This window comes from Flavobacterium sp. 90 (assembly GCF_004339525.1).
Lineage (GTDB): Bacteria > Bacteroidota > Bacteroidia > Flavobacteriales > Flavobacteriaceae > Flavobacterium.
Genome location: NZ_SMGE01000001.1, coordinates 5260003 through 5285209 on the forward strand (window position 1 = coordinate 5260003; position 25207 = coordinate 5285209).

At 33.7% G+C, this 25207-nt stretch carries 15 protein-coding genes; 12 read left to right on the forward strand and 3 right to left on the reverse strand.

The annotated features are described in order from the left end of the window. Positions 1–3 precede the first annotated feature (3 nt). Both C8C83_RS21190 and C8C83_RS21195 read right to left on the reverse strand, forming a co-directional pair. Positions 4–339, reverse strand: a complete 336-nt coding sequence (locus tag C8C83_RS21190; RefSeq protein WP_121330553.1) for a hypothetical protein — start codon at positions 337–339, stop codon at positions 4–6. Positions 340–626: 287 nt separating this feature from the next. Beyond that, positions 627–1517 (reverse strand): EamA family transporter, encoded by an 891-nt coding sequence (locus C8C83_RS21195; protein WP_121330554.1) that lies wholly within the window; start codon positions 1515–1517, stop codon positions 627–629. 103 nt (positions 1518–1620) lie between these two features. On the opposite strand from C8C83_RS21195, the gene C8C83_RS21200 reads away from it, so the two are divergent. The 3 genes from C8C83_RS21200 to C8C83_RS21210 all read left to right on the forward strand — a co-directional run bounded on the left by C8C83_RS21200 (position 1621) and on the right by C8C83_RS21210 (position 9121). Then, positions 1621–2097: an Lrp/AsnC family transcriptional regulator gene (locus tag C8C83_RS21200; RefSeq protein WP_121330555.1), complete on the forward strand. Its 477-nt coding sequence runs from the start codon at positions 1621–1623 to the stop codon at positions 2095–2097. A gap of 451 nt (positions 2098–2548) precedes the next feature. Beyond that, complete coding sequence (locus tag C8C83_RS21205) at positions 2549–6526, forward strand: ATP-binding protein (RefSeq protein WP_121330556.1); 3978 nt, start codon at positions 2549–2551, stop codon at positions 6524–6526. Between the two features lie 153 nt (positions 6527–6679). Continuing rightward, entirely contained in the window at positions 6680–9121 is a 2442-nt protein-coding gene (locus C8C83_RS21210; protein WP_121330557.1) for a TIM-barrel domain-containing protein, read from the forward strand. Positions 9122–9340: 219 nt separating this feature from the next. Here C8C83_RS21210 and ilvN read toward each other — a convergent pair whose 3' ends face one another. Then, positions 9341–9883, reverse strand: a complete 543-nt coding sequence (ilvN, locus tag C8C83_RS21215; RefSeq protein ID WP_121330558.1) for an acetolactate synthase small subunit — start codon at positions 9881–9883, stop codon at positions 9341–9343. 653 nt (positions 9884–10536) lie between these two features. Here ilvN and C8C83_RS21220 point away from each other — a divergent pair. From C8C83_RS21220 to C8C83_RS21260, 9 genes are all read left to right on the forward strand, one after another. Continuing rightward, entirely contained in the window at positions 10537–10887 is a 351-nt protein-coding gene (locus C8C83_RS21220) for a DUF6122 family protein (protein ID WP_121330559.1), read from the forward strand. A 101-nt stretch (positions 10888–10988) separates the two neighbouring features. Further along, positions 10989–11936, forward strand: a complete 948-nt coding sequence (gene trxB / locus C8C83_RS21225; protein ID WP_121330560.1) for a thioredoxin-disulfide reductase — start codon at positions 10989–10991, stop codon at positions 11934–11936. Positions 11937–12205: 269 nt separating this feature from the next. Further along, on the forward strand, positions 12206–15643 hold the full coding sequence (locus tag C8C83_RS21230; RefSeq protein WP_121330561.1) for a pyruvate carboxylase: 3438 nt from the start codon (positions 12206–12208) through the stop codon (positions 15641–15643). Between the two features lie 411 nt (positions 15644–16054). Beyond that, positions 16055–16624 (forward strand): RNA polymerase sigma-70 factor, encoded by a 570-nt coding sequence (locus tag C8C83_RS21235; RefSeq protein WP_121330562.1) that lies wholly within the window; start codon positions 16055–16057, stop codon positions 16622–16624. Between the two features lie 168 nt (positions 16625–16792). Further along, entirely contained in the window at positions 16793–17983 is a 1191-nt protein-coding gene (locus C8C83_RS21240; protein WP_158598180.1) for a FecR family protein, read from the forward strand. A gap of 99 nt (positions 17984–18082) precedes the next feature. Continuing rightward, positions 18083–21553 carry a TonB-dependent receptor gene (locus C8C83_RS21245; RefSeq protein ID WP_121330564.1) on the forward strand — a complete coding sequence of 1157 codons (3471 nt, stop codon included), beginning with the start codon at positions 18083–18085 and terminating at the stop codon, positions 21551–21553. Positions 21554–21569: 16 nt separating this feature from the next. Continuing rightward, complete coding sequence (locus tag C8C83_RS21250) at positions 21570–23066, forward strand: RagB/SusD family nutrient uptake outer membrane protein (protein WP_121330565.1); 1497 nt, start codon at positions 21570–21572, stop codon at positions 23064–23066. 304 nt (positions 23067–23370) lie between these two features. Next, on the forward strand, positions 23371–24621 hold the full coding sequence (locus tag C8C83_RS21255) for a TlpA disulfide reductase family protein (protein WP_158598181.1): 1251 nt from the start codon (positions 23371–23373) through the stop codon (positions 24619–24621). A gap of 28 nt (positions 24622–24649) precedes the next feature. Next, positions 24650–25165: a protein-disulfide reductase DsbD domain-containing protein gene (locus tag C8C83_RS21260; RefSeq protein WP_121330567.1), complete on the forward strand. Its 516-nt coding sequence runs from the start codon at positions 24650–24652 to the stop codon at positions 25163–25165. Positions 25166–25207: the final 42 nt, after the last annotated feature.

The window sequence follows — 25207 nt, forward strand, 5'->3', positions numbered from 1 at the left end:
ATTTTACTTTTTCAGGACTTCAATCTGATTGTAAACAAAAATCTTTGCCGCTTCTGGCTCTCCTTTGGTTCCATACCCTTTAGGAATTCCTTTTCCAGGTTTAAATTTACCTTTTACAGCAACTTTAAATGGTAATGTTTTTCCGTCCCAAAGTTTATCTGCATCAGGGAGTTTTTTATTTTCTCTCTCTAGATATATATTTTCTTTTTCATCTTTTACTTTCCATTGAGCGCAAGGACATGAAATGGCAGAATATAATGCAATTATTTTTTTTTCTTTGCTATCACTACCACTGATTAAAAGTAAAATTGCTGATATGAATACTATTAGTTTTGTCATTTTTTTTAGGATTTGGTTTTAATATTCTATTTAAATTTCGTCCCTATTTGATTAATTATAGAGTTAAGAGTATGGTAATTCTATTAACCGTAAATATAATTAATTTTGAAAAAGTTCCATTCCTGAAATATATAAACATTTTTAGAATAAGAAGTTGATGAAAATATTTACATGTTTTATTCGTTGTAGAGTTCTCGTCTTCAATCAGTAACTTGTTGATTGCCGTTTCCGAGTTTTTAAAATATTTGATTTCAAATTCTTTCCAATTAGTTTTTTTTGAAATTAAATTACTTACTGATTTTTCTTGTCAAAAGAAATACTGTTGAAATTATACAAATACTCCCTATCCAGTCAACAGGGGCAAAAGGTGTTTTTAGCCAAATAACCGATAAAATTACTGCAACAAGAGGTTCAGCAGAAGCGAGCAAGCTTGTTTTTTGTCCGCCAATCAATTTAACAGCATTTAGATAAGAATAGAAAGCTATCAATGTACCGAATATGATGATGAAAGCGACAGTAGAAAATGTATAAATATCCCATTCACCTTCTATACTCCAAGGAGCTTTTACAAAACTAAAGGCTATGCCGCCAAGAAGCATTCCCCAGCCTACAACGACAGCAGAGTTATATTTAGAGAGTAAATCTTTTGGTTGTAATGTATAAATGGCTAAAGTTATGGCTGATGCAATACCAAAGAAAAGTGCTGTCTCTGAAATAGAAAGCGTATCTATTCTTCCATGTGTTACTAACAGAAAAGTACCGATTACAGCTAAAAGTATTGCCATAAATTCTATTTTTTTTGGAAATCGTTTGTGTTTGAGCGCTAAGTATATTGCAATCAAAATAGGTCCTGCAAATTGTAAAACCGTTGCTGTCGCAGCATTAGAATGTTTAATTGCTGCAAAATAAGTATATTGAACACCTAGCATTCCTATAATACTGAAGATTAATAGTTGAATTACATCTTTTTTGTTATTCCAAATCAAAAAAATATTATTTTTAGTTGCTTTTGCTATTATCAATAGACCAATTCCTGAAATAAGCAATCTTACTGTTATAAGCCATTCGACGTTTATTCCTTTTTGCTGAAATAAGAATTGTCCCAATGTTCCACCAACTCCCCATAATGTTGCAGCAAGTATCCCTAATAAAGTCCCTTTTTTTATTTTTGTTTCCATCTTTAAATTATTTATTGCGCAAATTTGCATCAAAAAGTACTTGCTTTTTCCTTATATTTATACTCAAATTTGCAATTTTGTTTCACTATAATGTCTTTTAAATATGCTGGACACCTTTGATCATAAAATTTTAGAAATAATCCAAAAAAATAATCAGACACCGCAGAGAGATATTGGTGAAACAATTGGATTATCAGCCGCAGCTGTTCAGCGTAGGATAAAGAAGTTGCGTGAACTTGGTATTATTGAAAAAGATATTGCTGTAATTGACAGAGAAAAAATAGGTAATAATGTTACTATTCTTGTAGAAGTTTTTCTTGATAGTGAAAAAATCGAATTGGTAGATGACCTTAAAAAAAAGTTTATATCAATACCGGAAATACAGCAATGTTATTATGTAACAGGTGAGTCCGATTTTTTTCTTGTAATTGTTGTTCCATCAATGAATCATTATGAAATTCTTACTCGAAAGATATTTTTTGCGGACGATAATATTAAACGTTTCCGTACAATAGTAGTGATGGGAATAACGAAAAATAGCTTGGAAATTCCTTTGAATCTGCTTGTTCCACAAGGATAAGTAAGTGATTTTGTTTTTCCTATTTATACCTTCTGTACCAAATGTTTTAAGGTATAGGCATTCTTAATCAGTTCCATTTCGCTTTCAAAAATTCCTGCAATATCTGATTTTATTTGACGGTAATTGTCATTAATCTGTATAGCCTCATTTTTTCTTGGCGGGGAAAATAAACTACAATTTACTGAAATCCACAATTGCGATTCTTTATTATTAATACAAAATAAGAAGCAAGGATTTATATTCAAATTTAGATATATTTGAGTATAAATCGAAAAATGGTTTAAGAGAAGAGTTTAAAAACTTAAAATTATATTTAATTGAATAGCTTTTAACACTAATAGTTGATTAAAGAATATCAATTTTTAGTTTAAAATATACAGATGGGAATACATAGATAACAATCTGCTAATAGATGAAAAGAGGATGATTAAAATGTTTGATCAATAGAATTATGAAAGAGAAAGTTTTTTTTCAACTCTCTAGTTACCTTCAACTTTTGATATACATACTGCTATGTTTTTATACTGCTAATGTACGTGCACAAGATTTTTTATTCTCTCCAATTGAAGACAGGCAGCAACTCAATGAAGAGAAAATTCGTAGTTTTATTGAATTGCAAGATGGAAGAATTGGTGTTTTTACTGAGGGAATGTTCAATTTGTATGACGGTTCAGGTTTTAAGACAATAGAAATTGACGACGACAATTCAGCCTCACTTATAGCCTATACAGGATTTCATCACAGTTATTTAGAAAACAATCGTATTTGGTTTAAATACAGAGGAAAAATTAGCTTGATTAATGTCTCCAAAGAAAAGAGCGAAGCAAATCCGATTAAAGTTTTAAAATCATTAGGTTTTAAGGGCACACCAGTTAATTTATTCGTTGATGAAAAAAAAGACATATGGATTGTAAACGATTCAGGTAGATTACTTTGTTATGAGCAAGAATCAAAAAAAGTAATTTCTTTTTTAAACAGTATTGATTTAAAGGACGCTGCTAATGATATACTTTACGATCTGGTTTTTCATAAAAAGAAGGTCTATTTAATTTACAAATCGGGAGTAATTCGCTGTTTTGACCGCTCATCGGCAAAAGAAATTTACAAAGGATTCATTGCCAAAGATACTTCAGATAATTTTACGCAATGGAATCACGCAACGGCAGTAGGTGATTATTTATATGTAATAAGAGCAGGAATAAGTCAGGGGCAACTGGTTCGATACGATACTCAAACAAGACAATCTGTTGTGGTATTACAGGCCGATACGTATTGGCTAAATACTTTTGCTGCCAATAATAATGGTGATTTTTTTATAAGCTGTAGTCAAGGTCTTTGGTATTTTAAAGCTGGAAATACTACTGGAACTTTTTATCCAGAGTTGACTTTAACGGATAATCATAAAATAAAAACTGAAGTAAGTACTGTTTTGTTTGATCGTCAGGGTGGACTTTGGGCGGGAACATTAAATAAAGGAATTTATTATCAGCATCCAGATCGTTCTCGTTTCAAATATTTTCAAAAAAACAATTTTAACTTAAAAAGTAATGATGAATTTCAAGTAAACTGTTTTGAAGAAACTGTTGATGATAAATTACTAATTGGCACAAATGAAGCTTTGTATATAGCTGAACTTCCTCTTAATCGAACTAAAGCTTTCAAGGTATTAGTTCCGGATTTATATTGCTATTCCCTTCATAAAGATTCTGCAGGTCAAATATGGATTTCGACCAATAAAGGTCTATATGTGTATGGGCGTGATGGTTTTATAAAACAACATACAAAACAATCTACTAGTTTTGTATACGAAACCAAACAAGGTGATATATATGTTTGTACAAACACTGGAATTTTAAAGTGGAATAAATCTTTGCGGTCTTTGGGTCTTTCGCCTTTGATTAATTCGCCTTTGAATATATTTCAAATGACGCAATGGAATCAGAAATTGATTGGTATTTCGTCTAACGGACCTTTTATAATGAATGCAGCAGGCGATAAAATTAGTATGCCTTTGGAAAAGGAGCATAAAAAAATGCCTATGTTCAGCCAAAAGAACCATAAATACAGTTGCCTTTTATCTGATTCTGACCAAGATTTATGGGTAGGAACTTATAACGACCTGACGATTTGGGACAATAAAAATCAGAAGTTATATGAAATAAATACAGATAAAGGTTTAGTAAATAATAGTATTAAGGCTATAGTAGAAGATAAGGATTGTTCGTTTTGGGTTACGACTTCACGCGGTATAAGTCATATTATTAAAAAAAGAACAGCAAGCAGACTTACTTTTAGAATCGTAAATCACGATAAATACACTGGAGTTCAGGAATATCCATTTACAGATCGTGCGGCATTTATTTCTTCAAAAAATGGATTGTTTATTGGCGGAATAGATGGTATGAATAATCTGGAAAGAAATGATGCGAGAGATAATCAATTTGTTCTTAATCCAATATTATTTAATTTCAAATTGTTTGGTAAAAATGTGACAATCGGTGAGGAAATAGATGGAAATATTGTTTTAAATAATGCGATATCATCAATAGATACTTTAAGACTGAAATATGATCAAAACTTTTTTAGTGTTGGGTTTTCGGGACTCAATTATAAAAATCCATCACAAACATATTACAGATATAAATTGGAGCATATTGATGAAAATTGGCGCAATGAGAATTCCACATCCGGAATTGGTGAAGCTAGTTATACCAATATAACTCCCGGTCACTATATTTTTAAGGTGCAAGCCAGTTCTGATGGAATACATTGGCCAGGCAAGGATAAAAATCTTTTAATTATCATTGAACCGCCTTTATGGAACACAACTTTTGCCAAAATACTCTATTTTATATTAATATGTATTGGGATTATTATACTTTCTAAAGCTCTTGTAAAACGTAATATTTTAATCCGCAAAAAACAGCAAGATCATGCTATAGAAAGAGCCAAGTCTGATTTTATAACCAATATCAGTCATGAATTGCGTACGCCACTCACACTTATTATAACACCTTTAAAATCGCTGCTTGCAAAAGTAGAAGATCAGAAAATTAAAAAAGAACTCCTGCGAATAAGCTCCAATAGTGATCTTTTATTGGATACTGTTAATCAGCTGCTTGATTTTAAAAAGATAGATACAGGCGAAGAAATATTACATCGTAACTTTTATGATAATCTTTCGTTTCTGACTGAATTGTGTATTGCTTATGTCTCAATAGCAGAGGAAAATGGAATTTCTTTTACTTGGAATATAGACCAGCAAAACGATGATTTGTATCTGGACAGGCAAAAAATTACCAGAATAATAATTAACCTGCTTTCTAATGCTTTTAAATTTACAGGTTCAGGTGGTACAATTAAATTTTCAGCCGTAATTGACTCTAAAGATAAAGTACTTACAATTTTAGTTGAAGATTCTGGTATTGGAATTTCTAAAACAGAAACTGATCATATTTTTAATCGTTTTTATCAGGCAGACAATCAAAAAGGTATATCAACTGGCAGTGGAATAGGGCTGTACATGGTAAAATATTATGCAGAAATGCATGGAGGATCAGTTAGTGTCGTAAGCAATCCAGGACAGGGAACTTGTTTTAAAGTATTATTATCAGTTCAGAAAAAAACTGAATTACCTTCTTCTGAAGTAGGAGAAGAGTCAACAAGAAAAAGTATACTTATTGTTGAAGATCACACTATTTTTAGAGGTTATTTGTTTGATGAATTGAAAAAGTATTACAATGTGATTACAGCCAATAATGGAGAAGAAGGTTTAAAGAAAGCAATAATCCACATTCCTGATCTTATTATAACAGATATGATGATGCCCGAAATGGATGGACCACAATTAAGTCATACGGTTCGAAATACGATTGCTATAAGTCATATTCCTATTATTATGCTTACAGGAAGAGCTTCTGATGAAGCTAGATTTGAAGGTTATGAGGCTGGAGTAGATGCTTATATGGTAAAACCATTCGATATTAATTTGTTAATACTTCGAATTAATAAATTATTGGAGATTAACGAAACGAGACGAAAAACGTTCATTAAAGAAAAGGAAGTAAAAGCTGATACCTTAACAGATAATCCTATTGATCAGGAATTTTTGAAACGTGCTTTTCAATGTATTTCAGATAATTTATCCAATTCAGAGTATACTGTAGAAAAGTTCAGTGAGGATATGAATATGGATCGTACTGGTTTATATCGAAAACTTATGGCCCTTACGGATCATTCTCCCACAAATTTTATTCGTACTATCCGACTTAAAAAAGCAGCCGAATTATTATTGGATAAAAATCTCACAATCGCAGATGTATCTGATCAGGTAGGTTTTAATAGTATTTCTTATTTTACCAAATGTTTTCATGAAGCTTTTGGTAAAACACCAAGCCAAAGCAGAGAGGGAAATGTTTCAGCAGAATAAATTAATTATTTTTTAATGTGTTGATTGTTTGTGTTTTGAAGATGTGTGCGATCTGATTTCAACATGAGTTATAATTATTTCAACATAGTTTAAAGACTTTAAAAAGGACTAAAGTTATTTTTATCCCACTATAAACTATCTAATTTAATTGAAATGAAAATTATTTACTCCTTATGTACTATGTTGCTTTTTTGCATTCATAGTAATGGGCAAAATTTCCAGAAAACCACTCAGGGAATCAAGACAACTGCAAATGGCTATAGCATAGAAATACAATTTTACAGTCCTTCTATTGTCAGGATTACTAAATTTCCTGTTGGAAAAAGTTTTACAAAAGAAAGTCTGTCGGTGGTTTTAAAGCCTGAAAAAACTATTTTTAGTGTCAAAAAGATTGACAATATTATCCTTTTAAAATCAAATCAATTAACGGTTAGTGTAAATGCTGCATCAGGAAATATCGCATTTGCAGCTTCTAAAAATGAATTATTAAAAGAAAAACCTGAAGGAACAAAATTTGAACCTTTTAATGATACAGGAGTAAATACTTTTACAGTCACACAATCTTTTCTTTTAGATAAAGAGGAACCTATTTATGGTTTGGGACAACACCAAAAAGGAGATTTAAACCAAAGAAATCAAAAATATCATCTAGAGCAGGGAAATGTAGAAGATGCTGTGACTTTTTTTCAGTCAATAAAGGGCTACGGACTTTATTGGGATAATTATTCTCCAACAGAATTTACAGATGATGTCAATGAAACTTCGTTTAAATCAATTGTAGGAGATGGTGTTGATTATTATTTTATGTATGGAGGTAATGCAGATGGAGTAATTGGTAAAATGAGGGAACTAACCGGTAAAGTGCCAATGTTTCCGTTGTGGACGTATGGTTTCTGGCAAAGTAAAGAGCGATACAAAGGTCAGAATGAATTGGTCGATGTCGTTAAAAAATATCGAGAACTTTCGGTACCCCTTGACGGAATAATACAAGACTGGCAATATTGGGGCAACAATTACCTTTGGAATGCAATGGATTTCTTAAATCCTGAATTTTCAAATCCAAAAAAAATGGTTGACGATGTTCATAATCTTAATGCACACATGATTATTTCGATTTGGTCTTCTTTTGGTCCCCAGACAAAACCGTATAAGGAAATGGATAAAAAAGGAATGTTATTTAATATTACAACCTGGCCGGAATCCGGTTCAGAAATATGGCCGCCAAATCTGGATTATCCTTCAGGAGTGAGCGTATATGACCCTTACAATCCGGAAGCAAGAGATATTTACTGGAAATATGCCAATCAGGGATTATTTTCTAGAGGAATTGACGGTTGGTGGATGGACTCTACAGAACCAGATCATCTTCAGATAAAACCAGAAGATTATGATACAAAAACCTATCTGGGATCTTTTAGAAAAGTACGAAATGCGTATCCTTTAATGACCGTGGGTGGAGTTTACGATCATCAGCGTAAAACGACTTCAGATAAACGTGTGTTTATTTTAACGCGATCTGCTTTTGCGGGGCAACAGCGTTACGGAGCCAATACATGGTCTGGTGATACAGGTTCTAGCTGGGAAACCCTTCGCAATCAGATTCCTGCCGGTTTGAATTTTACCCTTACAGGGATACCACATTGGAATTCAGATATAGGCGGTTTTTTTGCAGGAGCTTATAATCAACCTTGGAATGAAGGATCAGGTGCTAAAAATCCGCTTTATCAGGAACTTTACGTACGTTGGATTCAGTTTGGTACCTTTAATGCAATGATGCGTTCTCACGGAACAGATGTTCCAAGAGAGATTTATAATTTTGGTACAAAAGGAGAGCCCATTTATGATGCAATAGATAAATTTATAAATCTGCGTTACACACTTTTGCCGTATATTTATTCAACATCATGGGAGGTTACTGATAAAGAATCAAGTTTTATGCGTGCCTTGTTTATGGATTTTTCAGCTGATAAGAAAGGGTGGGATATTAAAGACGAGTTTATGTTTGGTAAATCAATTCTTGTAGCTCCTGTTGTCCAGGCACAATACACTCCGGAGAAAATAGTAAAAGTTAATGAAGCAACAGGCTGGGATAAACAAGGAGATAAAAAAAATGCAGAAAAAGTAACTGTAGATTTTACAGCAGAAAAGTCAAGGAATGTCTATCTGCCAGCTGGTGCAAATTGGTACGACTTCTGGACAAATGAGAAAATTAACGGAGGTCAGGAAATTACAAGAAAAACAACTATAGACATGATTCCGATTTATGTAAAAGAAGGAGCAATTATTCCGTTTGGACCAAAAGTGCAATTTGCAACCGAGAAAAAATGGGATAACCTGGAGATAAAAGTATATCCAGGAAAAGATGGTTCTTTTGTACTTTATGAGGATGAGTTTGATAATTATAATTATGAGAAAGGATCTTATTCTGAAATTGAGTTTTTATGGAATGAAGCATCAAAAAAAATAACGATTTCAAATAGAAAAGGACAATATAATGGAATGTTAACCAACAGAAAATTTACTATCGTAATGCCTAATGGTTTGAAGAAGGTTATCAATTATAATGGTAAAAAAGTAGAAGAGAAAATGTTTTAAGAACTGTAATATGTTATAATATAATATTCACTAATTATTTCAATTCAATAAACACCCTCATTAGTTTAACTTTATTAATAATAATTCAATCAAATAGTTAACTGCTTGATTGAATCTTAAATATAAAAATATTTTTAGATTTTATTGACAGATTTTTGAAATTAGATTCCAAACTTTTTGAATTTGAAGTATTTCAGTTTTTAATATCTTAATATTTTATTATTGTTGATTGTATTGATTATTTTTTTCAATTTCCAATAATTCTTTCCCAAATCCTTCACCGGATTTCATAAGGGCAATTGTAGAACTTTTTATAAATTCAACAAGCCCCAATCTATTTAATGCCTCTGTTAAATTATCAATTTCATTTTCTTGCCCCATAATTTCAAATACAGTATAATCCTTTTCAATTATAGTAAATCTGGCATTATATTGTTTCATTAAATGATTAATTTTTTCTTCTTTCATAATCATTTCGGTTGATACTTTATACAACGCTGCCTGAGTATATATGATTTCATGTTCTGTATTATAGTAGCATCTAAAAACATCAATAATTTTTTCTATTTGAAGCGTTAAGTTTTTTACAATTTCTAATGTTTCGTTCACTACAATGGTAAAGCGGTACATTTTGTCAATTTCGCATGATGAAATATTGAGACTTTTCAAATTAATCTTCTTCCTCAAAAACATTATGGCTATTTTATTGATGAGACCGATTTGATCTTCCGTGTAAACTGTTAATGTGTATTGCTTTTTCATTTTTGTTTAGTTTTTTAATTTCAATTTTTCAGAAATAAAAAAACCTTTCTCGTTGGACTGAGAAAGGTTTTGTATTAGACAATATAATCCTGACTCGTCATAAGAGACAAATAGTGATAATTGTGATAATGATAATTGTTACTGAATTTTTCATGTTTGTTTTAAACGAAAAAACCTCCCAGTTTTTGGGAGGTTTTTAAATTATATATAGCTTCTTAATTTATATAGCACCCCTCCATAGCTATCGAATGATAATAATGTTAATGATAATAGAGTTGCTAATTAAGTTTTTCATTTCTTTTTATTGAACGACAAATATATAGATTTTTATCATACTGCAATTTTTTTTATTTAGCAGGCGATAATTTCAAATGCTGATAAAAGTTTGTATATATCGGGAAAAAGCAATTTTTCTTATTTATTAAAAGTCATCGTATAATCTCCAAATACATTATGAAATTAAGTCACAAGTTTAAATGGAAGAAACAAATGCCATCAATTTTAAGTTTGAACTGTGATTTGTAAAAATTTCAATTAGGGGATACACTTAAAAAATGGCACTATAATAATGAGGTCAGTTTTGAATTGACGAAAAGGAGAAAATTTATTTCCTACTTCATTAAGCACGACACCGCAAAGGTATTTTTAAACTTATGGATATTGAAATTTTACGATTATTACAAAATATTTTTCATTACAGCCTGCATTTTTTAGCACCCGGACTAATTGCATTTGTTTTTTTTAAACCACACTGGAAACGTGCCTGGCTTATAATGGCTGCTACAATGTTGATCGATCTGGATCATCTGTTTGCTACGCCGATTTTTGACCCGACCCGATGCAGCGTTGGGTTTCATCCTCTGCATTCCTACTATGCCATATGTCTTTATATTTTAATGCTGCTATTTCCAAAAACAAGAATAATTGCTGTTGGACTGCTTTTTCATATTATAACTGACTGGCAGGATTGTTATTGGTCAAATATGATACTTCTGGCAAAATAATATATACAAATAAGTGGGATAAGAAAATCTAAGTTTTTTTATTTCTAATCACATTCAATAAATTATAAACGAAAGTTAAATCTAAAAATTTAATATCATCTATGTCAAATACAATCGAAAAAATTAAATGCCTTATTATAGGTTCTGGACCGGCGGGTTATACTGCTGCAATTTATGCTGCCAGAGCAAATATGAATCCGGTTTTATATCAGGGAATGCAACCAGGTGGTCAGTTGACAACTACAAATGAAGTAGAAAATTTTCCGGGTTATGTTGATGGAGTAACGGGACCAGAGATGATGATTCAGTTACAAGATCAGGCAAAACGTTTTGGTGCTGATATCTGTGATGGCTGGGCTACTAAGGTTGATTTTTCAGGAGATATTCATAAAGTTTGGATTAACGATACGATCGAATTGCACTGTGAAACCGTTATTATTTCTACGGGAGCGTCAGCTAAATATTTAGGATTGCCATCAGAGCAGCATTATCTACAAATGGGTGGAGGAGTTTCTGCCTGTGCTGTTTGCGACGGATTTTTTTATCGTAACCAGGAAGTTGTAATTGTTGGAGCGGGAGATTCTGCTTGTGAAGAGGCACATTATCTATCTAAACTTTGTAAAAAAGTAACGATGTTGGTAAGAAGCGAAAAGTTCAGAGCTTCAAAAATCATGGAAGAACGCGTTCGCAAAACTGAAAATATCGAGATTTTAATGAATCACGATACTGTTGAAGTTTTAGGAGATAATAATGTGGTTCATGCTATAAAAGCATTGAATAAAACTACAGGTGAAGTTATTGAAATTCCTGCAACTGGATTTTTCGTGGCAATTGGTCACAAACCAAACACAGATATCTTTAAAGATTATATTACACTTGATGAAACGGGATATATCATCAATACTCCGGGAACATCTAAAACAAATGTTGAAGGTGTTTTTGTAGCCGGAGATGCCGCAGATCATGTATACCGTCAGGCAATTACGGCTGCAGGTACAGGTTGTATGGCAGCACTTGATGCAGAGAGATTTCTGGCGTCTAAAGATTAGTTTAAGACTGCTGGAAAAATTAAAGAATAGCTGCGACCAGTGTTGCATTATTTTTATTGTAAAGAAAGAATTGATTATTACATTTATAAAAAAAAGTTATGAATTGAGTATCCTAAATCAGTGGGATTAGTTTATTTATTATCCATTCTATTAAAAGTGAGTTTAAGAAGAATTGGATTTTAAAAAGTATAAATTAATACTCCGAAAGTTTATAAGGTATTCAATATAAGGCTTTTTTGTTTTGTGAATATTTAACTTAATTTATTAAAATGAAACAAATTTCTAAATTACTAGTTGCAAATAGAGGAGAGATTGCACTACGTATTTTTCGCGCAGCCGCGGAACTTAAAATTAAAACTGTTGCTATTTATACCTATGAGGATAGGTATTCATTACACAGATACAAAGCCGATGAGGCTTATCAAATAGGGAAAGACACAGACCCATTAAAGCCCTATCTTGATATTGATGAAATTATTAAAGTAGCCAAAGCAGAAGGAGTTGATGCCATTCATCCCGGTTATGGTTTTTTATCCGAGAATGTATTATTTGCGACTAAATGTGCTCAGAATGGAATTTTATGGATTGGACCTGATCCTAAAGTTATGGAACAACTAGGTGATAAAGTAGCTGCTAAAAAAATTGCACTCGCGGCCAATGTTCCTTTAATAGCAGATAGCAAAATAAACCTTTCAACATTTGACATTGCCCAAGAAGAAGCAAACCGCATCGGATATCCCCTGATGTTAAAAGCTGCTGCCGGAGGAGGAGGCCGTGGTATGCGAGTGGTAAGAAAAGAAAATCAGTTAGAAGCCTTATTTAATGAAGCTAAAAGAGAGGCAAAAACAGCTTTTGGTGACGACACTCTTTTTCTTGAAAAATTTATTGAAAATCCCAAACATATTGAAGTACAAATTTTAGGAGATAATTATGGAAGTATTGTTCATTTATTTGAGCGTGACTGCAGTGTACAGAGAAGGTTTCAAAAAGTAGTTGAGATCGCACCTGCCCCTAATTTAAAACAAGAAACAAAGGATAAATTATATAAGTATGCACTTAGTATTGCATCCAAGGTAAATTACAATAATGCAGGAACAGTAGAGTTCTTGGTTGATGCGGCCGAAAATATTTATTTCATAGAGGTAAATCCCCGAATTCAGGTTGAGCATACTGTTACTGAAGAGGTAACAGGAATAGATATTGTAAGAAGTCAAATTTTAATAGCTTGTGGTCACAAACTCTCAAGCCCCGGGATTTATATATTAGGACAAGAAAGTTTAAAATGTAGCGGTTTTGCTATTCAATGCAGGATTACCACTGAAGACCCTGCCAACGATTTTACACCGGACTACGGAACAATAATTGCTTATCGAAATGCTGGAGGCTACGGCATCAGAATCGATGAAGGAAGTTCTTATTCAGGAGTTAAGATTTCTCCTTTTTTCGATTCCATGCTCGTGAAGATTACTGCCAGAGGAAGAACTCTGGAAGGAACCAGCCAGCGTCTTTTAAGAACGTTAAAAGAATTTACAATCGAAGGGGTTAAAACAAATATTCCTTTTTTAGAAAATTTAATTGTCCATCCTGATTTTCAGTCAGGAAATATCACCGTGAACTTCATAGGTGATAATCCTTCTTTGATGAAAATCAAAAGAAAATCCGATAATGTAACTAAGAATTTAGCTTTTATAGGCAATACAATTGTCAATGGAAATCAGGATGTTAAATTCATTTTACCCGAGAAAAAATTCCTGACCCCAAAACTACCAGTCCCATCAAATACATTTCATTCTGATGGAACCAAACAGTTGCTGGATCAGTTAAAACCCAAAGCATTCTCGCAGTGGATTAAAGACCAAAACCAAATTTTGTATACAGATTGCACCATGCGAGACGCACATCAATCTTTATTGGCAACTAGAGTACGAACCATTGATATGCTGCCTTTTGCGTCAACATTTACAAAAGATTTTCCTCAAATGTTCTCTATGGAGGTCTGGGGAGGAGCGACGTTTGATGTTGCGATGCGATTTTTGAATGAAAGCCCTTGGGAGCGTTTAGAACAAATGAGAAAGGCGATGCCTAATGTACTGCTTCAAATGCTACTTAGAGGATCAAATGGTGTTGGTTATACGGCTTATCCTGATAATTTGGTTGAAAAATTCATTGAGGTATCTGCCCAAAAAGGGATTGATGTTTTTAGAATTTTTGATTCTTTAAACAGTATCGAGAATATGAAAAACAGTATTAATGCAGTGCTCAGCGGTACAGACTCTATTGCAGAGGTTTGTATGGGATATTCCGGAGATATATTGGATCCCGAACGTCCAAAGTTCAATCTCAACTATTATTTGGATTTAGCCAGGAGAATAGAAGACACAGGAGCTCATATTTTATGTATAAAGGATATGGCGGGTTTATTGAAACCTTATGCAGCGGAAAAACTAATAACCGAACTAAAGAAATCTATTGCTATTCCAATTCATTTACACACTCATGATACGGCAGGAATTCAATCTGCTACTTATCTTAAGGCTGTAGAAGCAGGGGTTGATATTATTGATGTTGCCTTAGCTTCTATGTCGGGACTTACATCTCAACCCAATTTTAATGTATTTGCCGAAGCTTTAAAGGGAACATCTCGTGATTCTAATTTTGATGTTGAAAAATTAAATCAATATAGTAACTACTGGGAAGATATCAGAGAGTATTATTATCCTTTTGAGTCCGATTTAAAATCCAGCACAGCAGAAGTGTACAAGCATGAAATTCCTGGTGGGCAATATTCAAATCTTAAACCTCAAGCCTATTCATTGGGCTTAGAGACCAGAATGCCAGATATCAAGCAGGCGTATCAGGATGCCAATAGCTTGCTTGGAGATATCATTAAAGTGACACCTTCCTCAAAAGTAGTAGGTGATTTGGCCATGTTTATGGTTAGCAGTAATCTGAGCAAACAAGATGTTTTAGATCAGGGAACTATTTTATCTTTTCCTAATTCTGTAAAAGGAATGCTTAAAGGAGAGCTGGGACAACCCGATGGAGGGTGGCCTGTAGACTTTCAAAAAATGGTTCTCAAGATGGAAAAACCTTTTTTAGATCTGCCCAATGCTCATTTAACTCCTATTGATTTTGATAAGGAATTTGAAATTTTTCAAGAAAAATTTTCATCATCCTGTACTTTGGCAGATTTTTTATCTTACCAATTTTACCCAAAAGTTTTTGAAGATTATTTTAATAAAGTTGAAAAATATGGAGATGTGAGCGTTATTCCTTCTACTACATTTTTCTACGGATTAAAACCCAATGAAGAAGTGATCGTTAATATTTCGGAAGGGAAATCTATCATTGTGAAATTTTTGTATAAGTCTGAACCGGATTTACAAGGAATCAGAACTGTTTATTTTAAGCTAAATGGTCAGACCAAAGCCATTGAGATAAAAGATGAATCTGTAAAAACGAAAAGTATACAAAATAGAAAAGCATTTACAGATCTGGAAATTGGTGCGCCTCTGCCGGGACTCTTAAGTAAAATATGGGTGCAGGAGGGTGAAGAGATTAAAAAGGACCAGCCTTTATTTACGATAGAAGCAATGAAAATGGAAAATACAGTCTTAGGTCGGGCAGGGACTATTGGCAAAATTCATTTAAAAGAAAATAGCCTTGTAGAAAAAGGAGATTTGCTGATAGAATACATGATAATTTAAAAACTGATATTTAATTATTATATATTGATTCTCTAATTTATTGGATAGAACCAAATTGCATTACGCTCCTTTTTATAAGGAGCGTTTTGAGTTTGATGAAACACTAATATGCTGAAAAAGATGTGTTTTTAAATACTCTTTTCTTAATCCTATTAAATAGCATTCATAAAGTGGTTTTTTTCTGATAATTAGTATTGGCAACATCTCATTTAGCGCTTATTTTAAAGTTGAATTTTATAAACAGTATGTAAAAAATGCTTGTTTAAATTTATGAAAATAGAAATATAAGATTGTTCGAGGGGCTTTTTGGTGGAGAATTCTTAAAAAAATAATATTTTTATTTGTAATAAGGGTAAAAAGTATCGGAATTGTTAACTTTTGGTTAAATTGCAAAAATATTTGTATTACAGAATGAATATTACTGACGACGAAATACTTCAACGCCTCAAGGAAGGTGATAAAAGGGCGCTAACAATACTTTATGATAGTTATTGGAAGCCTCTGTTTGCATCCTCATACCTATTACTTAAAGACAGGGAATTATGTGAGGAAATTATTCAGGATATATTCATTGAGATTTGGAACAGACGTTTGGAACTTCAAATTAAAGTTTCTTTCAAAAGTTATCTCTATGCCTGCGTACGCTACAAAGTTTTTGCAGAATTTAGAAAAGATAAACCAGAGCGGGTTGAATTGTATGATGATATTAATGGACGGTTTCAGTACTCCACACCTGAAACAAGAATGATTCATGAGGAATTAGAACAGCATGTCAAGCTTGTTGTGGAAAGTCTGCCTGATAAATGCCAAATGGTTTTTAAACTAAGCAGAAATGAACAACTGAGCCATAAAGAAATAGCAGAACAATTGGGTATTTCAACAAAGACTGTTGAGAATCATATCACTAATGCACTAAAGGTATTACGAGATTCTTTAGGTAATGTGCTTGCGGTGGAAATTATTCTCCACTTCCTGCGCTAATCACTTAATTATTTGTAAATATTGAATTATTATTGAATTTAAGTATTCTTTGTAAACAATTTAGTATAATCAACTCTTTTAATGTAGAATTATCTACGAAATATGAAAAAGTATCTTTTTTTTTAGGGGATGCTTTCTTTTATCTACACTATATTAATATACACTACAATGACAAAAGAAAAATCAATGGATACTAACTATAATAAACAGGATTTTCAAGAGCTGATTGAAAAATATCTGGATGGTAAAATATCTTTAGAAGAAGTTAAGCTGCTTGTAAACTATTACCATAGTTTTAAGTTGGATAACGAATGGGTGGAGGAATTAGGTCCAGAGGATCCTATTAAACACAGGATGCTTATTAATATTTTAGAGGCTATTCAAGATGAAGAGGAGCCTCAGGAAAGAGGAATAATCAGATTATTTAAAAGTAATATTTTTAAATATGGTGTGGCAGCTGCGGTTTTACTTTTTGTTTTTTTTAACGCTGTTTATAACGAGGACAGTTTTTCAGGTACAAAACCAACGCAGACGACTGTGGTTAACAATAATATTAAAATAGGCACTGATAAAGCGACCCTGACTACAGAAGACGGTCAGACTATTGTACTGGAAAAAGGTAAAAGTTTTACAGCAAAGAATCTGGTAAGTAATGGAAAGGAACTGGTTTATGCTAAGGCTAATACTCCAAAAACGGCGATAGCGTATAATTATTTGACAATACCCAGAGGAGGTGAGTTTTTTGTAAAATTAGCAGATGGGACTCAGGTTTGGCTAAATTCGGAGTCTAAGCTTAAGTATCCTGTATCATTTGTTGAAGGGGAAACCAGAAAGGTAGAATTGGTATATGGTGAGGCATATTTTACAGTTTCTCCCAGTACAGCCCATAAAGGAGCAAAGTTTCAAGTGTTGACAGGGCTTCAGGAAGTAGAGGTAATAGGTACACAGTTTAATATAAAAGCTTATAGAGATGAAGATATAATTTACACCACATTAGTGGAGGGTAAGGTTGCCGTTGAAATTGCGGACCAAAAAGAAATGCTCAAACCTAGTCAACAGCTTACCTTAAATAAACTTAATAAAAACAGAGTGATTTCCCAGGTAGATGTTTATTCTGAAACAGCATGGAAAAAAGGGTTATTTGCTTTTCAGAGCAAAAGTTTAAAAGAAATTATGCAGGTACTCTCCAGATGGTATGATGTAGATGTAGAATTTGAAGATAAGAGCCTCGAAAATATTGAATTCAAAGGTGTACTGAATAAAAAACAAAATATTGAAGAAATACTAACCCTAATTAAGAAAACTAAATTTATAAAAGCCTATGAAATAAAAAAAGACAGAATAATAATTAAAAATTAAAGGGAACAAAGTTTAGACCGACCAAAGTATAAATACTTTATCCCCTTAATGATGACTAATCAATTTAATGCTAAAACCAATTAAAAATCGACCAAATTTATGGAAAATAAATTAACCAGTGTTTCTTTTCCCCACAGAAAAGAAAATTTTAAAATAAAAAAGACACGAAAGCTTCTTTTTTTATTTTGTACAATTGTGTTTGGTTTGCTGCCAAGTACTGTTTTATCCCAAACTGCCAATATTAAAATTGACCAGGATAAAACTGCGAGTGTGGATGAGGTATTTAATCTCATTATGAGCCAGACTAATTACACTTTTATTTATCAGGTGCAGCAGTTTAAAAATTATCCCAAAGTTAAACTTGAAAAAGGTACGATTCAGGCTGATGAACTTCTGAAAAAAACTTTGTCTTCTGGTAATTTTAATTATAATTTCACAGGCAATACCATAGTAATCAACGAAATTCCAAAATTGAAGGATAACAGTGAAATTACTATTTCAGGAAAAGTTACCGATAAAAATGGTCTGTCGATTCCTGGTATTTCCGTTTATGCATCAAGCAGTAATAAAACAAGTGGAGAAACTCCGGATAAAAATTTTGTAGTAAGAGGAACCGTAACTGATTTTGACGGTAGCTTTTCGATTAAGGCACAATCAGGGTATTATATGTTCGCAACCGGTGTTGGTTATGATCTTTATTCTGAGCCTATTACTTCTAACAAAAAGAACTATACTATTGTGCTTAAAGAAAAAGTAAGCCAGTTAGAACAGGTTATAGTAGTGGGTTATGGTACCACAAAAAAGAAAGATCTAACAGGAGCAATCGGTTCTGTAAAAGCGGAAGAGATTACTCAGGTTAAAACCCAGACTATTGATCAGGCCTTAGGAGGCAGGGTCAGCGGGGTTTATGTTTCTCCCCTTAGCGGCAGACCTGGTGCTGGAGCCGCTGTAAATATCAGAGGACTGACTTCTTTACGTGGCGACAATCAACCGCTTTATGTAGTGGATGGTATACCAATCACTATAAATCCAAGTTTTGAATCTAATGGTCTGGGAAGTTCGGGAGTGCGTGAGAATCCACTTATGGCTATTAACCCTAATGATGTAGAGCGAGTTGATATTTTAAAAGATGCATCTGCTGCTGCAATTTACGGGTCAAGAGCGGCAAATGGTGTTATTATCGTTACGACTAAACGCGGGAAAAGAAATCAAAAACCGCAGTTTAATTTTTCTGTAAATTCTACCTTTCAAAATCCAACCAGTAGATTTGATTTTTTGAACGCTGATCAGTATAGAGCTTTTCAAACTACTTATGCTCAGAATAGAATAGCTCAGGGACAAGGTACGCCTGCCGACAATGCAATTATTGACGGAACTTTTTTTGGAAATGCCAATACAGACTGGCAGAAAAAAATTCTAAACCAAAATGCGTTGTGGAATGAATACCGTTTTAATGTAATGGGAGGATCTGAAAACGTAAACTATCTTGTTGCTGCCAATGTAACGGATCAGGAGGGAATGATGATCGGTACCAAGTTTAAAAGATACAACTTTGCCAGTAATCTTGATGCGACTATAACAGAACACTTTAAAGTAGGAGCTTCTATTAATTATAATTATTCTATAAATAAAACTTCTAATGTCAATGGACTGATGATGGGTAATTTCAGGCCAGATTTGGATGTATATCAGGACAATGGAGAATACACGACATCTCCTGCATTGCTTGGACCAAATCCAACATCTAGAAATCCTGTGGGAGGAGAAGGGCTTGCAAAAAACAACACTGCAGCTCAAAATATTTTTGGATCTGTTTATGGAGAGATTAAAATTATTGAAGGTTTAAATTTCAAATCTTTATTAAGTATAGCTGCCAATAATGACGAAACAAATAATTTTATGCCTTCATTTTCGCAATTAGCTGGGCAAGATCCAGTAGATGGATCTGCAGAGGCGACTTTATTGGTACAGCACAATAAAGGCTACAGCACTTCTTTTAGTAATACTTTAAATTATATTAAAAAATTTGAAAGCGGTCACAGTATTGATGCCGTTGTAGGTATTTCATGGGATCAATCCAGATTGGACCTGCAGGCACAGAACTACGCAGGGTTTCCCGATGATTTTATCTTGACTAATGTAGGATCTGCCAGCCGTGCTACGACCTATCAAAGTGAAGCATTGGAAAATGGATTAAACTCTGTTTTTGGAAGGTTTAACTATATTTATAAAGACCGTTATTTGGCCACTTTTACAGCAAGAAGAGATGGATCTACAAAATTTGGAACCAATAATCAATATGGTTTTTTCCCTTCAGGGGCACTTGCATGGAATGTACATAATGAAGCATTTTTTAAGAGTAAAGTAATTAATCAATTAAAACTGAGAGCTTCTTTGGGTAGAACAGGTTCGGATAATTTGGCTTCATTTTCTTATTTGGCTTATTTAAATTCACTTGCAGGAGGAAACTCTATTTATGCAAATGTTAATGGAATTGTGGTAAATTCAATACCAAATAATAATATCAAATGGGAAGAAACCAATCAACTTGATTTTGGTTTAGAATTTGGGTTATTCAATAACCGTCTTAATGGTGAGGTGGGCTATTTTAAGAAAAAAACCAACGGTATTATCTTATACACTCCAGTACCTTCAGAAACAGGAACAAGTAGGTATAATTCAAACATTGCAGATGTCAGCAATAAGGGATGGGAAATTACCTTAGGTGGTGATGTGATCCGTGGTGGAGCTTTTAAATGGAATTCATCATTTAATATTTCGTTTGTAAAAAATAATGTTGATCACTTAAATGGAGGAAGTGTACTTGCAGGCGGATCGTCTCCGTCAATTGTAGAGGGACAGCCTATTGGTGTTATCATGGGATATGAAGTTGTAGGGATTGCTCAAAACCAAGCACAGATTAATGCATTAAACGCAGGATCACCAACAGGGAGTTATTATGGTAATTTATCACAGCCGGGAGATTATATTTTTAGAGATGTTAATGGTGACGGTAGAATAAATGCAGATGACAGAAAGCCTTTAGGTAATCTGAACCCAAATTACTTTGGAGGATGGAACAATACCATGACCTATAAAAATTTCAGTTTTTCTTTTAATTTTCAATACTCACAAGGAAATCAAAAACAAGTAAACCTGGGGGATTTTATGGGTGAACCAAATCCTCAATTTAATGTTAGCAATACTACTACAATTGTGTATGATACCTGGACACCTGAAAATCCTAACGCGACTTATGGGCGTGTAGGGGTGGCTAGTGAAGGGGTTGCTATTTCAAAATATGTTGGGGATGCTTCTTATATACGTCTTCGCTCTACTTCTTTTGGATATAACTTTCCGAGACAATGGCTGGATAAAACGGAAATTGCCAATATGAGATTATCACTTTCTGCTAATAATTTATTTACGATCAGCAATTATATAGGAATTGACCCAGAATCGGTTGTTCAGCCAAGAGCTGGCAGTCAAACAACTGATTTAAATCAGGATTCGACCTATTCGTATCCGATGGCAAAAAGCTTTACGATCGGTTTAAATGTGACTTTTTAATTAAAAAAAACATAAGATGAAATCAAGAATTAATATATATATAGCAGCAAGTCTTTTTTCAGTTTTTTTGGGATCATGTGAATTGACAAAAGATTTAGACGAGTATGAACCTTTGTATTCTCTGCCGGCTGAAACTGCCATTGCAGACGAAAGTTCATCAGAGCTTGCCCTTACAGGAGTGTATGCCATTTTACAGCAAAAAGGAGGGAGTAATCCTATAAGTTCGATTTTAGGAAGCACTTTAAGCGGTGTGGATACCGGAGGCTATCCGGCATTTCTTAATGCTGAGGATAGAGCTTTATTAGCCAATACCCCATTGACAATTGGAGGTAAAGTGCAGAGCCTGTATGCTGGAGAATATACTATGATCAATAGAGCCAATTGGGTAATAAGCGGTGTTGAAAAATTGACAGATGCTAATTTTACCAACGATAACAGGCGATTGGAGATTATTGGTGAAGCCAAAATTATGAGAGCTTTGGGGCATTTTACCCTGCTCAAGGAATTTGGGCAGTTTTACGATATTAATTCTGAGTACGGAGTTAATGTCCGTTTAGAACCTGCAAAAGATGCGACAGCGCTACCAAGAGTTTCGGTTGGGGCAACCTATGATGCTATTTTGAAGGATTTGGAAGATGGCATTACACTAGCTCCGGATTTAAGACGAAAATATTATGCCAATAAAACGTTTGCAAAAGGCTTAAAGGCTAAAGTGCTATTGTATATGGGAAGATATGCCGAAGCAGCAGCAACTGCTAAAGATATTCTGGATAATTCAGGGCCTAATTTTGCAATGGTGTCTAATTTTGCTACACTTTTTGATCATTCTACACTAAATACTTTAAATAATACAGAAGGGCTTTTTGCGGTTTATGCAGATGGTGACGAAACCTTGGGCAACGGAAATTTCTGGACTGTTTTTAATGCCGTTTCAGATTCATATTACAATTTAGGGACAACAGGAACTATGACAGTAGCAGGGCAGGTCATCAATTATGACGCAACGAGAATTCCTTTTATGAAAACAGGATCTTATGCTATTCCTAATTTTGGTTATAATGGGAACATGAAATTTGCACAACGTTTTGGCCCTCAGTCACAGTTTGAGACAGTGTATTATTTACGTATGGCCGAAATATATTTAATTTATGCAGAAGCCGCTGCAAGAAGCACCAATAGTGTGTCATCGCAAGCACTTGCTGCCTTAAATGCGGTAAGAATCAGGGCAGGAGCCACAACTGGAGGTAATGGTTTTGTGACTTATCCGGCTGCCATTTCATATGCACAATTTTTAGAAGCAGTGCGTATTGAGAAAATGATGGAGCTGGGTTCAGAAACAGGAGAGAACTGGTACGATTTGATTCGTTATGATTATGCAGACGGATTTGGAACAGGATTTCAAGTATCCAATGTAAAAGCGACAGCTACCAATCCGGATTTTTTCATTATGCCAATTCCTGATGTATCTATAAAAGCAGGAAATAATATTATTAAACAAAATCCTGGTTACTAGTTTTTAAATAAAAAGCCTTTGGCAGCTGCCAAAGGCTTATTTATCCCCTTTTTAATAAAATTAAAAAACAGCAGATAATTTATCTGTATGCTGGATGCGCTGTATGTAATATATTGAAGTACAGCTGTATAAATCCTTGCAGTTATTTTAAAATAAATTTTCTCATTAAATCCTCAGGCTTAATGAAGTAATGTGTTTTTGATTTGCCTTTCATGGGCTATAATAATAGAAGGTGTATTTAAGAATAGATTCCTAATTAATAGGACAACGAAATAAAAGATTAAATAATTAAATGAATTTTAAGATGAAAATTAGCTGTTACTGCATTGCCTTGGTAAGTGTATTACTACTAGGCTGTAAAGATGGAAAAGAAAAGACTTCATATACTTTTACTGGTAATATAGAAGGAGCTGCCGATGGAACTAAAGTATTTTTGAAAGCTGTTGACCAGGATCTTCAAACAGCTGTACTGAATCCCGGAACTATTGTGGACAGTACACAAATTAAAGATGGGAAGTTTATGTTTTCCGGAAAGCTTCCGGAGGCGAAATTACATCTTTTAGTAATAAACAGTAAATCGGATTCTGAAGAATCCAGAGAACCTGTTTATCAGCCTTCAATTCCTGTTTTCCTGGAGAATAGTGATATTGAGCTTAAAGCGATGCTGGACAGTATTCCATCAGCTGACGCACTTTTGTCTGAAGGTAAATTTTCATTTAAAAATATTTCAGTTACAGGTTCTGCTAGCCAGGATATCTATTTAAATTATTTAGAAGGAGTAAAACGTTTTGGAGAGAAAGCTAGTGCTCTTTTTAACTCAGAATACCTTCCATATTTAAATCCGGCGAAAGGATCGGTAAAAGAGCCTATTTCCAAAGGAGTTGCCATTGTAACTAAAATCGAAGACAATCAAGAGAAAAGACATGCCTATGTTTTTCAATTCATAAAGGAAAATATAGACAATATGGTAGGAATGACCCTTGCCAAAGAGGAACTGAGTAAGTTTTCTGTGGAAGAATTGGAAAAATTATCATTCTATATTCCTGCTGCTCAAAAAAATACCGCGACAGGCAAAAATTTAATTAAGCAAATTTCCAATACTAAGAGCGTGGCTTCTGGTGCTTTTTATATTGATCTTCCTTTTGAGGATTCAAAAGGGAAGACTGTGAAACTTTCTGATTATGTCGGAAAGGGCAAATATGTCCTATTGGAGTTTTGGGCTTCATGGTGTCATCCATGCAGAGCTGATATTCCGCATTTAAAAGAAGTTTATGAGCTGTATCATCCGGAAGGTTTTGAAATCATCAGTGTTTCTATGGATCAGGATAAGCAGGCATGGCTCGGAGCTGTAAAAGAAGAAAAGGAGCCCTGGCTGCAAATTTCAGATTTGCAGGCATTTAACGGTGACCTGGCTAAGATTTATCAGCTTCGCGCGATACCAACTTGTATCCTATTGGATCCTAAAGGAAAAATAGTGACCAGAAATATGAGGGGCTCGTTCATGGATAAAAAGCTTATAGAACTTTACGGTAATCAGTTCGGGAAAAATTTTTAATACGCAATAATAGTAAATACAATAGATTATGATAGTTTTTAAAAGATATGCATTTATACTGTTTATGATCCTTGGAGTAAAATCCTATGCTCAAAAGCAGCCAGATACAGGCTTTACCAAAAAAGTAGAAAAGGCGGCATCGGCACTTAAAGTGAAAAGCCCTGTCATTTCAGATCCTGTTTCACTTAATGCCCAAGTAGTATGGAATGATAATAAAAGCCAGGTGGCTGTTGTAATTAAGGTTAAAGTACTTCCGGGTTGGCATATTTACGCTTATGTCCCTAAAAACCAGCCTTACATTCAGTCTAAAATGGTATTGGAACTTCCTAAGGGCGTGACACCGTTATCAGAATGGACCAAACCAAATTCCTATCCATATGAGGATAATATTTTTGTCTATGAGGGTCAGATGTTATTTACCCGATATTTCTCGGTAAAAGATTTGGGTACAGGAGCTAAAATAAGCGCCGGATTATTTTACCAGACCTGTGATATCAGGCAGTGTCTGCCTCCTAATACAAAGGTTAAGGAGTTAAAATTATAATGTTAACAATTAAAAAAAATATAATGAAACAAGTAAGAACTT

Excerpts from the sequence above, each read along its gene's own strand:
- C8C83_RS21190 (WP_121330553.1), bottom strand. The coding sequence starts at position 339 with ATGACAAAACTAATAGTATTCATATCAGCAATTTTACTTTTAATCAGT.
- C8C83_RS21195 (WP_121330554.1), bottom strand. The coding sequence starts at position 1,517 with ATGGAAACAAAAATAAAAAAAGGGACTTTATTAGGGATACTTGCTGCA.
- C8C83_RS21200 (WP_121330555.1), top strand. The coding sequence starts at position 1,621 with ATGCTGGACACCTTTGATCATAAAATTTTAGAAATAATCCAAAAAAAT.
- C8C83_RS21205 (WP_121330556.1), top strand. The coding sequence starts at position 2,549 with ATGAAAGAGAAAGTTTTTTTTCAACTCTCTAGTTACCTTCAACTTTTG.
- C8C83_RS21210 (WP_121330557.1), top strand. The coding sequence starts at position 6,680 with ATGAAAATTATTTACTCCTTATGTACTATGTTGCTTTTTTGCATTCAT.
- ilvN (WP_121330558.1), bottom strand. The coding sequence starts at position 9,883 with ATGAAAAAGCAATACACATTAACAGTTTACACGGAAGATCAAATCGGT.
- C8C83_RS21220 (WP_121330559.1), top strand. The coding sequence starts at position 10,537 with ATGGATATTGAAATTTTACGATTATTACAAAATATTTTTCATTACAGC.
- trxB (WP_121330560.1), top strand. The coding sequence starts at position 10,989 with ATGTCAAATACAATCGAAAAAATTAAATGCCTTATTATAGGTTCTGGA.
- C8C83_RS21230 (WP_121330561.1), top strand. The coding sequence starts at position 12,206 with ATGAAACAAATTTCTAAATTACTAGTTGCAAATAGAGGAGAGATTGCA.
- C8C83_RS21235 (WP_121330562.1), top strand. The coding sequence starts at position 16,055 with ATGAATATTACTGACGACGAAATACTTCAACGCCTCAAGGAAGGTGAT.
- C8C83_RS21240 (WP_158598180.1), top strand. The coding sequence starts at position 16,793 with ATGACAAAAGAAAAATCAATGGATACTAACTATAATAAACAGGATTTT.
- C8C83_RS21245 (WP_121330564.1), top strand. The coding sequence starts at position 18,083 with ATGGAAAATAAATTAACCAGTGTTTCTTTTCCCCACAGAAAAGAAAAT.
- C8C83_RS21250 (WP_121330565.1), top strand. The coding sequence starts at position 21,570 with ATGAAATCAAGAATTAATATATATATAGCAGCAAGTCTTTTTTCAGTT.
- C8C83_RS21255 (WP_158598181.1), top strand. The coding sequence starts at position 23,371 with ATGAAAATTAGCTGTTACTGCATTGCCTTGGTAAGTGTATTACTACTA.
- C8C83_RS21260 (WP_121330567.1), top strand. The coding sequence starts at position 24,650 with ATGATAGTTTTTAAAAGATATGCATTTATACTGTTTATGATCCTTGGA.